Annotated in this window: 11 protein-coding genes; all 11 read right to left on the minus strand. The window is 65.0% G+C overall.

All coding sequences use genetic code 11. From position 1 onward, the window contains the following. Positions 1–97: 97 nt before the first annotated feature. The 11 genes from B5F70_RS05845 to B5F70_RS05900 all read right to left on the minus strand — a co-directional run bounded on the left by B5F70_RS05845 (position 98) and on the right by B5F70_RS05900 (position 12,981). Entirely contained in the window at positions 98–1,051 is a 954-nt protein-coding gene (locus B5F70_RS05845) for a transporter substrate-binding domain-containing protein (protein WP_087204624.1), read from the minus strand. A gap of 365 nt (positions 1,052–1,416) precedes the next feature. Beyond that, positions 1,417–2,199: a ComF family protein gene (locus B5F70_RS05850; RefSeq protein ID WP_241145916.1), complete on the minus strand. Its 783-nt coding sequence runs from the start codon at positions 2,197–2,199 to the stop codon at positions 1,417–1,419. Positions 2,200–2,272: 73 nt separating this feature from the next. After that, positions 2,273–3,874 carry a regulatory iron-sulfur-containing complex subunit RicT gene (gene ricT / locus B5F70_RS05855; protein ID WP_087204625.1) on the minus strand — a complete coding sequence of 534 codons (1,602 nt, stop codon included), beginning with the start codon at positions 3,872–3,874 and terminating at the stop codon, positions 2,273–2,275. Then, positions 3,865–5,001 carry a DNA polymerase III subunit gene (locus B5F70_RS05860; protein ID WP_087204626.1) on the minus strand — a complete coding sequence of 379 codons (1,137 nt, stop codon included), beginning with the start codon at positions 4,999–5,001 and terminating at the stop codon, positions 3,865–3,867. The genes ricT and B5F70_RS05860 overlap by 10 nt, the downstream gene beginning before the upstream one ends. A 9-nt stretch (positions 5,002–5,010) precedes the next feature. After that, positions 5,011–5,673: a dTMP kinase gene (tmk, locus tag B5F70_RS05865; protein ID WP_087204627.1), complete on the minus strand. Its 663-nt coding sequence runs from the start codon at positions 5,671–5,673 to the stop codon at positions 5,011–5,013. Between the two features lie 12 nt (positions 5,674–5,685). After that, the gene (locus B5F70_RS05870) at positions 5,686–6,774 is read right to left on the minus strand and encodes a DUF4013 domain-containing protein (protein ID WP_087204628.1); all 1,089 of its coding nucleotides are present in this window, start codon (positions 6,772–6,774) and stop codon (positions 5,686–5,688) included. A 95-nt stretch (positions 6,775–6,869) separates the two neighbouring features. Further along, positions 6,870–9,431 (minus strand): DNA topoisomerase I, encoded by a 2,562-nt coding sequence (locus B5F70_RS05875; protein ID WP_087204629.1) that lies wholly within the window; start codon positions 9,429–9,431, stop codon positions 6,870–6,872. A gap of 141 nt (positions 9,432–9,572) precedes the next feature. Next, positions 9,573–10,547, minus strand: a complete 975-nt coding sequence (locus B5F70_RS05880; protein WP_087204630.1) for an EamA family transporter — start codon at positions 10,545–10,547, stop codon at positions 9,573–9,575. Between the two features lie 156 nt (positions 10,548–10,703). Next, on the minus strand, positions 10,704–10,922 hold the full coding sequence (locus B5F70_RS05885; RefSeq protein ID WP_087204631.1) for a helix-turn-helix transcriptional regulator: 219 nt from the start codon (positions 10,920–10,922) through the stop codon (positions 10,704–10,706). 682 nt (positions 10,923–11,604) lie between these two features. After that, positions 11,605–12,258: a twin-arginine translocation signal domain-containing protein gene (locus tag B5F70_RS05895; protein ID WP_087204633.1), complete on the minus strand. Its 654-nt coding sequence runs from the start codon at positions 12,256–12,258 to the stop codon at positions 11,605–11,607. A gap of 108 nt (positions 12,259–12,366) precedes the next feature. Next, the gene (locus tag B5F70_RS05900) at positions 12,367–12,981 is read right to left on the minus strand and encodes a hypothetical protein (protein ID WP_087204634.1); all 615 of its coding nucleotides are present in this window, start codon (positions 12,979–12,981) and stop codon (positions 12,367–12,369) included. Positions 12,982–13,066 lie beyond the last annotated feature (85 nt).

Here is a 13,066-nt window from a genome sequence, read left to right on the forward strand (position 1 = left end):
TTGAGCACCGCGCCACATGGATGCCCGTTGGCGAGAACATGCGCCCCGTCCGCCGATGCGGGCTGGACAAGACGAGGGGCTAGCGCAAGAAGACGCGCTAGTCGAGACTGTTCATGCTGTCGGGATCAGACGGAGCGTCGCTCGTCGTCGCGGCATCGGCATCCGAATCGTCATCCGTGCCGGTATCCGCCACCGTAACCCCTGAGACGGCCGTATCGGCAAGGCTCACGGGCAGATGCCCGTACCACGCGGTGTGCACCGCGCCGATAGATCCGTCCGACGTGATGTCGCCGAGAGCCTGGGTGAGCGCATCGGTCAGGTCGCTCGCATCCGCGCTCGTGGCAAGACCGAAGGTCGTCGTGGTGCTGAGCGTTCCCAAAAACGTCACGCCGGGATAGGCGCGGGCAAGATAGGCGCCCGCCGTGGCATCGCAGACCACATAGTCCACCTGGCCCTGGCCCAGCGCCTCGAAGCACGCGTTCACGTTGCTGAACGTCTGCTGGGTAGACGCGATGCCTGCGCGCACGAGCACCTCCTGCGAGGCCGAGCTCTCCTGCACGCCCACGACCGCCTGGGCGAGCACATCAGAGGTGAGCCCGGTGCCGGCGCCCTCGGTACGGCCGAAAACCGCGGTCGCGTTCTCGAGATAGACGCCGGAGACGGTGATGGACGAGGAGCCGTCGCTCGTCTCGGCGCCGAGATACACATCGGCGAGCCCCTCGCCCACCGTCGACTCGGCGGAGGTTCCCTCGATGACATTCAGATCGAGCCCCATGCGCGCAGCGAGCAGGCGGGCTAAATCGACGTCGTAGCCCTCGATGCCGCCGTTTTGCGCGATGGCCTGCGGAGCGTCCGCCGTGTCCACGGCGACGGTAAGCGTGCCCGGCGCGACCAGCAGGCTGTCATCAATGGTCTGCGCGTACGTCTGGGGCGCCTCGGCCTCCGAGAGCGGCGGTACCGTGAGCGAGCAGCCGCTCGCACCGAGCGCAATCACCCCGGCGCAGACCAGCGCCGCCGCCTTTGCCACAACCGTTCTCGTCGTCCCCACCATGGTACCGTCCGTCCTTTACCCGCCGCCCGAGCGACCTCGATCCGCCCTCGCGAAAAGAGCGGCATACTGTCCCAAGCCCCTCAGCTGACCTGGTCTTTGACCCCACACCTGCGCACTGGGGCGTTTGCTCGGGGTGCCGTGGCACCCTTCACGACTAGCCCGCTCGCCCGCGGGGCGGTATTGCCCCAAAAGGTAGAAACGGGCGGTGCGGCTTACCTCTAGGACGCGCCATGATCGCGCCGCGCGCACGCGGACGCTTACGTGGATCCTTTCGACCGCGTCTGTCTTGGACTAGGGCGCCGGGCGCCCGCAACCACAGCCTGAGGGACGATGGGCATTATAGCAGGTCGCGGGCATCACGGCATCTACCATACGCGCGCGGCGGCCAAGGCGTCCACGCGCGCCGCGCCGGATGCGGACAGGGAGCTCGCGGCGGCGGCGATGGTCGCCCCGGTGGTGATGACATCGTCGAGAAGGAGCAGGCGCTCGCCGCCCACGTCGGCAACCACCTCGTAGGCACCCCGGGCGCTCGCTTGCCTCCCCGTGCGGCCGAGGGCGCGTTGGTCGGCGCTGCCACGCTTGACGAGCGCGTCGACGACCGGAAGACCCGTCTCCGCCGCGAAGGCGCGCGCGATATCCTCCATATGATCGAAGCCGCGCCGCCGCCAGGCGCGCGCCGTCACGGGCACGAACGTCACCGCATCCGCGGCGGTGAGGATGCCCCCGTACCGCTCGGACGCCACCTCCTCGGCATGCTCGGCGCAATCGACGAGCATCTGCGCGATCAGCGGGGCGAGGCGCCTCTCGCCCCCATCCTTGTAGGCGCGGATGATGCGCGGCAGCGGGTCGGCGAAAACCGCCATGGCGAGCACGCGGTCGGGCCCGTCGCGCACCCGTGGCGGCACCTCCCCGGCGCGCGGTGCGCCGGCGCACTCGGTGCAGATGAGCGACCCGAACGGTGCCCCGCAGGCAAGGCAGGACGTTTTCGGGTCGATCAGGGCAAGGCGCGCGAGGCACGCGTCGCAGATGAGCACGTCCCTTCGCTCGCAGCCGGCGCACCGGGTGGGCGAGAGCGCCTCGAGCAGCGCGGCCTGCAGGCGCTCGCGCACGGCACCGGCCCGCGCCCCAATCCACCCCCGTGCATCCATATACGCAAAACCCTCCCCCGGTAAGGTCAAGGGAGGGTGGCGATGGTTACACGGTACCCATTAGGGGAGCTCGCTACTCAGCAGAAGGGGACGTGGGCGCGGAGGCGTCTCCTCCCTCGCTCCGAGGCTTGCGCGAACGGCGGCGGCGCCGGCGCTTGGGGGCCGCCTCATCGGGCGCGCCCGCATCGTCGCGCGGAGCCTGCGGACGCGTGCCACCGCCGTCCCCCGGACGACGACGCGTAACCTTGACCTCGCCATCTGCCACCTGATCGGCGACCGAGGGCATCGACGGCTTGACCGAGCGCGAGCGCCCCTCGCCCGCCGCAGCGCCAGACGCTGCGGTGTGGCGGCGACGGCGCGAGCGCTGGGGGGTCGCCGCATCCGCGGGCGCGGGGGCGGCGTCGCGCGCGGCGGCATTGCGGAACGCCTCGTCGCGCTCCTCGGCCGAAAGGTGCCGGCGGCGACGGCGCGCCGTGGTGCCCTTGCCGCCCTCGGAGCGGCTCTCGGGCGCGGTCTCCGTCGCGCGGTCCGCCTCGGGTGCCGCCGAGCGCTTGCGGCGCCGGCGGCGCTCGCCGCTCTCCCCTGCCGTGCGCTCCTCGGCCCCGGCGGCCTGTCCCGCCTTGCCGCGCGTGCGCTTGCGCCCCGGTGTACCTGTCTCGCCCGAACCGTCCTGGCCGCGGCGCTTCGTGCGCGTGGGGCCGGAGGTCACGATGCGGTCCGCCTGAGAGAGGCCGCCTCCCACATCGACGCCGTTCTGACGGTCGAGCTCCAGCAGGGCGAGCGAGATGTCGGCCGACTCGATCTTCTCGAGCACGTCGCGCGTCACGCAGTCGGGGCGGCAGGCGCAATGCTGCTCCTCCGCACGCTTCTTACAGGCATCGGAGCATGTCATGTCGGACAGGCTCACCCGGAAGACCTTCCCGCTCTCCAAACGCAGCACCAGCTGCTCGCGCGGGGTGTCGTACTCCTGGATCTTCGCCTTACCGAGCGGCGTGTCGATCAGCGTCTTCTTTTTGGGCGCGCGGCTCTTGAAGTCCTTGTACGCCTCGAACTCGTAGCGCAAACAGCACATGAGGCGTCCGCACACGCCCGAGATCTTAGAAGAGTTGAGCGGCAGGTCCTGCTCTTTGGCCATACGGATGGACACGGGCTCGAACTGCCCGCCAAAACGCGTGCAGCAGAGCTCCTGCCCGCACTGGGCGTACCCGCCGGCGAGGCGCGTCTCGTCGCGCACCCCAATCTGGCGCATATCCACGCGCACATGGAGACTCGACGCCAAGTCCTTCACCAGCTGGCGGAAGTCCACGCGGTCCTCGGCGGCGAAGTAGAAGACGGCCTTCTCGCCCCCAAAGAGAAACTCGACGCCCACAGGCTTCATGTCGAGCCCGTTCTGCTTGACGAGGCGCCTGAACTCCGTCATCGCGGCATCCCCGCGGTCGGCGAGCTCATCGGCGCGGTCGAGGTCGGCATCCGTGGCGATACGCAGCACCGGCTTCAGCGGCGCGGCAAGATCGGCCTCCTCCACCTCATACGGGTCTTCGGTCACCAACCCCAACTCGGTGCCGCGCTCCGTGGAGCAGACGGCGTAATCGCCCTCCACGATATCGAGCCCCTGCGGGTCGAACCACAGCTCGCGCGCGGCAAAGGGAAACTTAACGGGAACAACTAGCGGCATAGAAGCGCCTTCCTGATAGCAAAGAGCATGACCTCCAGGGTCAGCTGAGGGGTACTGTTGCGGGCGATGGCGCGTTCGGCGCGCGCGACGGCATCGAGGGCGCCCACCGCTCCTGGTGTATCGGTCTTCGCCGCGAGGCGACTGGAGACTTCGGCGACATCGGTATTGGTGATGCCGTCGGCGATGCCCTCGCGCACGACCAGCACGTCGCGCAGAAGCGAACGTGCGCTCGCCAGCACTTCCATGATACCCGAACGCTCCCGCGCGTTAAGCTCGCGCTTCTGGCGGTCCTCAAGCTGCTTCAAGGCTCCACGCGAAAGGTAATCGGCGTTTTGGCTGAGCACGGCCTCCTGCGTCGACTTCACCTCGGCAAGCGGTGCCTTCACCGCCACGATGAGCTCCTTGGCGGCATTCAGGATATCGAGATCGTCAGCATGGGGCAGGGCGTCGAGCGCGCGCACCATGACGCGGCGCGCCTCCTGGCGCTCGGCGCTCTTGAGAAACGCGACGGCGCGCTGGGGGCTCCCCGCCACCGCGACGGCCATCCGGCAGCGCTCGGGCGCCGCCCCCGTGGCGCGGGCGACAGCGGCGGCAGCATCGGCGGGCGACACCAAGCGAAACGGCACGCACTGACAGCGCGAGACGATGGTGGGGAGAATGGTCTCGGATGAGGTTCCCAGCAGGATGAAGGTCACCCCGCGAGGCGGCTCCTCAAGGGTTTTCAACAGCGCGTTTGCGGAATCTGCCCGCAGCTGCTCCGCCCGGTCGATGATATAGACCTTCGCGTGCGCCCGGATAGGGGCCAGGGCCACGTCCTCGATGAGGTCGCGCGTTTGGCCGATGAGGTAGCCCGTCACGCTCTCCGGTGCGAGATAGTGCACGTCCGGATGTGTGCGCCTGGCCACGCGCACGCAGGCCTCGCAGGTGCCGCATCCGTGGCTCTCGCAGATGATGGCCTGCGCCAGCGCCCAGGCCGCATCGAGCTTGCCGGAGCCGGGCGCGCCCAAAAAGAGGTAGGCATGGCTCGTGCGGTCGCTCTCGACAGCACGCGTCAGAAACGCCCGCACACGGGGCTGGGTATCGAGCGCCGCGAGAAGGCTCGCGGTTTCGGGAGCATGAGATGACATGGCGCCCCCTTACGCCTCTGCCAGGGCGAAGCCCGCCCCGCGCAGGCAGGTGCAGACATCGGCAAAGACCACCTCGACGGGGCGCGCCGCGTCGATGAGCTTGACGCGATCGGGCTCCTCGGCAGCGAGGGCGCGAAACCCCGCGGCGACCCGCTCCTGGTACGCAAGCCCTTTGGCCTCCATACGGTCCGGCGAACCGTCGCGCGCCGCCGCGCGCGCCGCCGCATCCACCGGATCGATGTCGAAGACCAGGGTGAGCCGTGGGCGGCAGGCGCCGACCGCGAGCTCGTTGGCACGGCCGACGACCGCACGGTCGAGCCCGCCGCCAAAGGCCTGATAGCACGTCGTCGAGTCGAAGAAGCGGTCGCAGACGACCACCGTCCCCGCCGCGAGGGCGGGGGCGATGCGCTCGTGCACGAGCTGAGCGCGCGCCGCCTCGTAGAGCAGCAGCTCGCAGGTGTCGCTCATCTCGGTATACGCCGGATCGAGCAGAAGGGCGCGAATCTTCTCGGACAGCGCCACGCCGCCCGGCTCGCGCAGGGCAAGCACCGCATAGCCCGCTCGTTTGAGCGCATCGACCATAAGGGCCGCCTGCGTCGTTTTGCCGCAGCCGTCGATGCCCTCTACGGTGATGAAGGGCGGCTCGGGCACGGTGGGCGCCACATCAAGCATGACAAGCGCCCCCTATACCGCGCGATCCATATAGTACTTGACGTTCTCCCGGTACTCCGGCCACTCATCGGGGCGGAAATCCTGCACCCAGTACCCGAGGGCGCGCGCCGTCACCATGGAGGCGACCGTGCCCACAAAGAAGATGGCGAACGCCACGACGAGCAGCAGCGGAATGCAGGACACGAAAAGCGCCACGAGCTGCGCGAAGATATACCAGTCCGAGTGATACGCGGTGCCCATGCCGTAGGCGACCGAAATGCTCGAGCCCAGCACGACGAGCGCGAGCAGCACGTAGAGCACCGCCGAGCACAGCATCACGATGGCGAGCGGCGCCCACGTCGCGGCAAAGACCTGCCCGGTCTTGCCGGGGGCGGCGAAGAGCGACCAAGCGCGCTTGAGATTGATGCCGGAGCGCACGCGGCCGCAGAGCGCGGTGCGCATATTGACGACCGCCATGAACGGAGCGCAGCACACGACGAACGCGATGACGAGCAGCACGTAGATGAGGGGGAGCCCCAGCGCGCCGAACACCGTTGCCGAGAAAAGACCGAGGACGATGAGGCAGACGGACATGATGACCGAGACGCCGTAGATATAGAGTCCGTTGTCGAGCACGCCGGGACGCACGATCTTGTGCGGCAGCGGCAGATGCCGACCGAGCGCCTGCTCGCGCGCCCAGGTGTAGACGTAGCCGTTGAGGACGAGGCTCCCCACCCCGGGAACGAACTGGAAGAGCGCGAGCTTGAGAATGATCCAGAGCTTGCCGGGCGATGCCTTGAAGTCCTCCCAGGCGCGCGCGAGCGGGCTCGGGCGGTACGGATCGGCTATCACGGGGTGCACCTCAGTGCCGGGGGCGCCGGCGGCAGCGGGCTCGGGAGACGGCGCCTCTGGCGCCGCGTCGGCGCTGACAACCGGCCCCTCGGCGCTATCGCCGGAGGCCGGCTCTGCACCCTCGGGAGCAGCAGGTGCCGCCTCTGCCGCGGACGCGTCTTCCGCATCGGGCGTCTTTTCACCGGCGAGCGGCGCGCCGCAGGCAGGGCAGCGGACGTTCTCGGCACTGGCGGGCTCGAATTCGTACCCGCACACAGGACAGGTGGCCATACGCGCCTCCTAAATGAGCGAAACAGGTGACCGCGCCATGCGCGGTATCGTCTCATGGTAAACGAACGCCCGGACACCGTACAGAACGCGAACCGTTACTTCTTCGTACGCGCGCCCGTCGCTTTTCCGGCCGTCGCCTTCTTGGACGACGATTTCTTAGCGGCAGCGCCCTTCTTGGCCGAGGCCCTGCCCGTCGCCGCGCGCCCGCGCCCACGGGCCGGTTTCTGCTCTTTAGCCGGGCAGTCCATGTTGACGCAGATGCGCCAGGGGCCGCGCGCCGTCTCGACCACCACGACGGGCGCGCCGCAATGCTCGCACACCTCGCCGGTCGCCTCGAGCTTGCCGCGGGCGGGCAGCGGGTAGGAGACGCCGCATTCGTCGTAGTTGGTGCAACGGATGAAGCGCTTTCCGCTTCTCTCCGACTTGTGGGCGATGAGGTCGCCGTGCCTGCCGGCGGCCGCACAGGTGGGGCATTCGCCCACCTTGAGGTCGGGCTCGAAGTTGGTGGGGCACTGGGGGTTCACGCAGATCTCGTACGCCTTGCTCCGGAACGGCTGGCACTTGATGCGCGGGGCGCCGCACTCCGGGCACACGGCCGCCTCGCCCTCAAGCGGGCTCACCTTGACGCCGGAGGGCACGGGATAGGTGACGTCGCAATCCGGCCAGCCCATGCAGCCGATGAAGCTGCCGCGGGTCTTGGCAGAGGTCTTCATGACCAGGTCCTTGCCGCACTTGGGACAGGTTCCCACCTTGGCATCGGCCGTCACGGCGTCGGCGATGCGGTCGCCCAGATCGTCCTTATGGTCGATTAAAGCATCGAGCATACCGGCGAGCAGCGTCCGCGAGTGCTCGACCACGTGCTCCTGCGTGTCCTGCCCCTCGGCCACGCGCGTCATGTCCTGATCGAGCTCCGCCGTCATCTCGGGCGTGGTGATGCGCGGCGCGAACTCATGCAGGGCGTCGACGATGGCCATGCCGAGCTGACTCGGCTCGATGGGGTCGTTTTTGAGGTAGCGCACCTGGTAGAGACGCTCGATGATCGAGGCGCGCGTCGATTTGGTGCCAAGCCCGCGCTTCTCCATCTCCTGCACGAGGCGGCCCTGGCTGTAGCGCGCCGGGGGCTCGGTCTGCTTCGCCTCGAGCTTGAGGGCGCGCACGTCAACGACGTCCCCCTCGGCAAGCGCCGGCAGCTGCTCGTCGCGCTTGAGACCGTACGGGTAGGCCTCGCGGAAGCCCTGCTCCACCAGCACGTCGCCCGAAGCGGTGAAGGGCTCGCCCGCCACGTCGATGGCGAGCTTGGTGTTCTCGATGGTCGCGGGACCCATGAGCGTCGCCAAAAAACGGCGCGCGATAAGCTGGTAGAGCTTCTTCTGGCCGCCGTCGAGCGAGGAGGGGTCGCCCTGGCCGGTGGGATGGATGGGCGGATGGTCCGTCGTCTCAACCTTGCCGCGCGTCGGCTTCATCGGCCCGGCGAGGACCTTGGCGGCAACGGGGCGGAGCGCCGGGTTGGTGTCCGCCAGGCCCCGAACCACGCCCGCGAAGTCGAGCGTGCGCGGATAGACCGTGTTGTCCACACGCGGGTAGGAGATGAGGCCCGCCATGTAGAGGCTCTCGGCGATGCGCATGGTGCGCGCCGGGGATATGCCCTCCGCTGCCGCCGCGGCCTGCAGGCTCGTCGTGTTGAAGGGAATGGGCGGCTGCTGCTTGCGAGCGCGCTTGGTCACTTGGGTGACGGTGCCCGTTTGGGCATGCTCGACGTGCGCAAACGCGGTCTCGGCCGCAGTCTTGTCGGTAAAGCGGGCCGTTGCGTGCGCGATCTTGAACTCATCGCCCTCCTTGGCGGCGAGCCCGCGGATCTGCCAGTAGTCCTCGGGCACAAACGCCATGCGCTCGCGCTCGCGCTCGACCACCAGCGCCAGCGTAGGGGTCTGCACGCGGCCGGCAGAGCGCACGTTGCCAAACCCGCCGAAGCGCGCGAGCGTAAGGTAGCGCGTGAGCACCGCGCCCCAGATGAGGTCGATATACTGACGGCTCTCGCCCGCATCGGCCAGATTCTGGTCGAGCGTGACGAGATTCTCGAAGGCGGCCGTCACCTCGCCCTTGATGAGGGCGGAGTAGCGCGCGCGGAAGGCGGGCAGCTCCGGCGCGACCTCGCGCACCATGTCGAGCGCGTCCGAGCCGATGAGCTCGCCCTCGCGGTCGAAGTCCGTCGCGATGATGACGGCATCGGCCTTCTTGGCAAGGTTCTTGAGAACGCGGATAATCTCCTTCTCGGCGGGCTTCTTGAGAACGGGCGCCCACGTGAGGTAGGGCAGGCTCTCCACCTTCCATCCCTTGAGCGAGATGCCGTTGGCGAGATAGGGCTTGCGCTTGGTATCGTAGGGCGGGCGCGCCAGGCCGTCGGGGATGTCCGCGGGCAGCACCTCGCCGTCCTCCGTCACGCTGTACCAGCCCTGCTTCTTGTCGAAGAGCACGTCATCGGGAAAATCGGGCGCGAGGATGTGCCCCGCAAGACCCATGGAGACCCATTCCTCGCCATCCACCTCGAAACGATAGACCTGCGTGTTGTACACCTTGTCGTTTTTCGGTTTGGTGGTGGAGAGCAGCTGCGCGATCTTCTGCGCGGCGATGTTTTTCTCTGCGACGACGAGCTTCACGTGGGGACCCCTTGCCGGCCGGTTGATACATCAAATCAAACACCGCGAAGCGTGCCCCGCGGCGGTGGTTTCTTGCCGGACAGTATAACCAAGTTGCGCGAGCGCGAAAAATCAACACATGTTGCAGCGCGGCGAGCCAGTCTACACCGTGAGGAACACCATCGCGATGATGAGGGCAAAACCGGCGATATCGGTCGGCGCAAAGACCGTCCCCAAAAAGACTGCGCTCGTGATGGTCGCCGACACCGGCTCGACCGTGCCGATGAGGCTTGCACGCATAGAGCCGATGTCTTTCACGCCCTGCATATATAAGAAGTACGCGAGGAACGATCCCACAAAGACAAGCACGGCGAAGGCGCCCCAGCCCATAGCGTCAAATACGGGCACCTGCTCCCATGGGCGGATGATGACCGAGGATGCCAGCCCTGACACAAGCATGCCCATGCCCGTCACGATCGAGGAGCCGTACCGAGCAAGAAGCCCTGTGGGGATGATGGACATGCAGGCGGCGCCCACCGCGGCAATAAGGCCGATGGCGAGCCCGTCGGGAGGGATAACGAGCGTGGAGGGGTTACCCGCCGTCGCAAGCAGATAGGTGCCGGCGAGCGCCAGCACCACGCCCGCGAGCTCGCGCTTGCGGGGACCGCGCCGCGCACGTAGGCAGGCGTAGACCATAATAATGATGAGCTGCAGGCACTGGAGCACCGTCGCGGTGCCGGCGTTCATGGCGCGCACAGCAAGCAGATAGAAATACTGGTTGAGGAAAACACCGCTCGCCGCAAAGACCGCAAGCAAGGCAAGGTCGCGCGGGGTGGTAAGCAGCTGCTTGAGGCGCGCGCGATCGGTCGCGAGGATGAAAACGAGAAAAAGTGCGCCCGAGCAGAGCTGGCGCACGACCATAAGCCACGCGGTATCGACCGCGTAGTTCTCAAAAAGGTAGCTCGCGCACGTTCCCGAGAAGCCCCAGAAGATACCGCCCGCAAGCGTAGCCAGAAAGCCCGCGATAAGTTTGCGGCTTGCCGAGGCGTTAAGACGCTCGCGGATGCCGCGGCGACGGGCACGAGAGGCGGCATCGGTGCCGAAATCTTCCGCTGTAATATCCTCTTGTTCTGCCATGCCTGCCCCCTTTGGTCCGCGACACACCATAGCGTATGATTGCGCAGGTTAAAAGGGGTATCGGACAAAAAGAACGTCAGAGGGCAAAGTCGCTTTGGCAGGCTAAAGCATGTGCTGGAGGGCTGTCGCTCCAACCGCTCGACTACACAACCTCATTTATTCCCTCTCCTCATCATCAGGAACATAATCCAAGATGTCTCCAGGCTTGCAATTGAGCTCGCGACAGAGACCGTTTAGCGTGGAGAAGCGGATTGCTTTGATGTGACGCGCCTTGATACGGGACAGATTGTTCTCCGAAAGGCCGATGCGCTCTGCCAGCTCCTTGGATGAGATTCTGCGATCAACAAGTACGCGGTCGAGGTTGATAACGATCATAGTGTCACCTAGACCGTATCGTCGGATACGGCTTGAAGCATCTGCCCGTATCTGAAGACAAACGCGAGACAGGCAAAAGCGATGCAAGCACCAATCGATCCGAGATCCACGAAACCTTCTGTTGGGCTGAACGAATACCCAAACACCCAACCAGATGCTTTTACGAGGACATCGAGACCATCGGCAGACGCAATGCCCCACACGGCGTATGTAGCGAGGATTACCACAGCTGCCACATCGACTACACGGCAGAGGAGATTCCAGCCTTTCACAGCACGCCTTCCCCTCGAAGCTCGCATTGTAAACGGTCGGGTGCTGTTCAACGCGAAGGACCGGTCCGTCGCTGGATAAGACCGGCCCTTCATTCATCTACCGTTTCCGAACGTGCTTTTGAATGAAGGCAACACATCCAACAAACAGAACGGAAACAGCCGTCAGGGTGAACCAGATAACTACTAGAACCTCAGGCGGGCTAGGCATCTCGTCAAGCCTGCTCGAAAGAAGATCCCAAGGGACAAGCACCAGCCCAATGAAGAATAGGGGCAGAACCGTCAGCTTAATCAACAGCGGTTTTTCCCTCAAACTCAAGCAAATTCGTGATAGAGCCGTTTTGCGCTTCTTTTCATTCCCCAGGCTCTCCATGACCTTCACACCCAACCGATAAGTATTGGCACGTAATCCACTAGTGATACAGATTAAATGGCCCAACTTCTGTCGTGGAGTCAAGCTTACCGTTCTTATAGCATTTGTACACGTTGAAGCACTGATTGGTGTTCCAATTGACGTATTGGTATAAATCCATGGTAAAGTCTGACGCATATCCTGCAAGTGCGCCTAGTCCACCGACTGCCGCCGCCGCAATCCTCGTTGCATCAATCAGCGATAATCCTGCTCCAACAATCGCGAGGACTAAGGCCGCTTCGGATAACCCTGAAAAATCGTAATGTACTGTGGAGAGATAGGTAAATCCAGCTGGGACAGACATTGGGCTAATGTGTGGCTCGGGCTCGCCAATTACTACACCGTTCTGGGTGACCGTCCCGTCGTTGTTCCAGCGGGTGACGATAATCTCGCCACCGGGCATTGTTGCGACGGAGTCCCTGCCGTTACCAAGGAACACAACCGTGCCGACCTCACCGGTTGAGGTATCGCGAACCCGCCAGCCATTCTCGATGGGCTCGACAACGATATTGGACAAGTCTCCGGAAACCCCACCGGCAGGAACACCATCCAGAGCAAACGCCCCATGCGGCGTGACGAGCGCCACAGCCCCCACAGCGCCTAGAGTCAGGAACCCTCGCCTCGTAATCTCAGTAGCATTGCTCTCCCGCTTCATGATTGCACCTCCAACAAAAGACTTGAGCAAGCAATCCGGATTGCAATTCTTACGATAGCGATTCTGCATGGAAAGAAACGCGAACGAATGGTTTGTTACGGTAACGGGTTATTGCCTATCCCCATCGGTTGGGTTTGCCGCGCCGGAGGCACCCGGCGTGACCGACAAACTCGATCCATCGCTCAGTTGTGGACCAGGAGAAAGATAGCGCTCACAGCAGCGCGGCACGGCATAAACCGCGATGCCGATCCAGACGATGCCCGTGATGATGCTCGTCACATCGGGATCGATGGGCGGTATGAGCTCCACCAGAAGCGACACGATGTTGGGGATAAACGCCACCAAGCCCACCAGTCCGCCGTACAGCATAAAGGCGTCCTTCTTGCTCCAATGGTTTTGCTCCACAAAGGTCTCCCCTGCGAAGTTCCGGGCAAAGTAGTCACGCTTGATCGCCTTGTAGGCACCGGCAATAAAGATAGCCGTGACGATCAAAAAGATGAAGAGGAACAGATAGAGGCCGATTATTAGATTGAAGGCCTGCAGTACGTCAAGCTGCCCAAACGGATTGACGCCTAGGGCATCCATCACATTCAGCACGATAAGCGCAACAGAAGCGATGGCGTCCGTCACCAAGGTAAACACCAGATACCGAAGGAACTTGCGCCGCGCCTGCTCACCCATCACCTGCCACGACGTCTTGAGCATGTCGACGATACCGTTCATGGTGCCTCCTCGCTAGCAAGAAACACATACGGGCTATATACCCACAATAGTTCTGCATCGAGGGCAACGGAGGACTGCCCCCCCC

The organism is Collinsella sp. An268, from assembly GCF_002159765.1.
In the GTDB taxonomy this organism is placed as follows: Bacteria; Actinomycetota; Coriobacteriia; order Coriobacteriales; family Coriobacteriaceae; genus Coprousia.

Coding starts and splice junctions, on each gene's coding strand:
- B5F70_RS05845 (WP_087204624.1), bottom strand. CDS start 1,051: ATGGTGGGGACGACGAGAACGGTTGTGGCAAAGGCGGCGGCGCTGGTC.
- B5F70_RS05850 (WP_241145916.1), bottom strand. CDS start 2,199: ATGGATGCACGGGGGTGGATTGGGGCGCGGGCCGGTGCCGTGCGCGAG.
- ricT (WP_087204625.1), bottom strand. CDS start 3,874: ATGCCGCTAGTTGTTCCCGTTAAGTTTCCCTTTGCCGCGCGCGAGCTG.
- B5F70_RS05860 (WP_087204626.1), bottom strand. CDS start 5,001: ATGTCATCTCATGCTCCCGAAACCGCGAGCCTTCTCGCGGCGCTCGAT.
- tmk (WP_087204627.1), bottom strand. CDS start 5,673: ATGCTTGATGTGGCGCCCACCGTGCCCGAGCCGCCCTTCATCACCGTA.
- B5F70_RS05870 (WP_087204628.1), bottom strand. CDS start 6,774: ATGGCCACCTGTCCTGTGTGCGGGTACGAATTCGAGCCCGCCAGTGCC.
- B5F70_RS05880 (WP_087204630.1), bottom strand. CDS start 10,547: ATGGCAGAACAAGAGGATATTACAGCGGAAGATTTCGGCACCGATGCC.
- B5F70_RS05885 (WP_087204631.1), bottom strand. CDS start 10,922: ATGATCGTTATCAACCTCGACCGCGTACTTGTTGATCGCAGAATCTCA.
- B5F70_RS05895 (WP_087204633.1), bottom strand. CDS start 12,258: ATGAAGCGGGAGAGCAATGCTACTGAGATTACGAGGCGAGGGTTCCTG.
- B5F70_RS05900 (WP_087204634.1), bottom strand. CDS start 12,981: ATGAACGGTATCGTCGACATGCTCAAGACGTCGTGGCAGGTGATGGGT.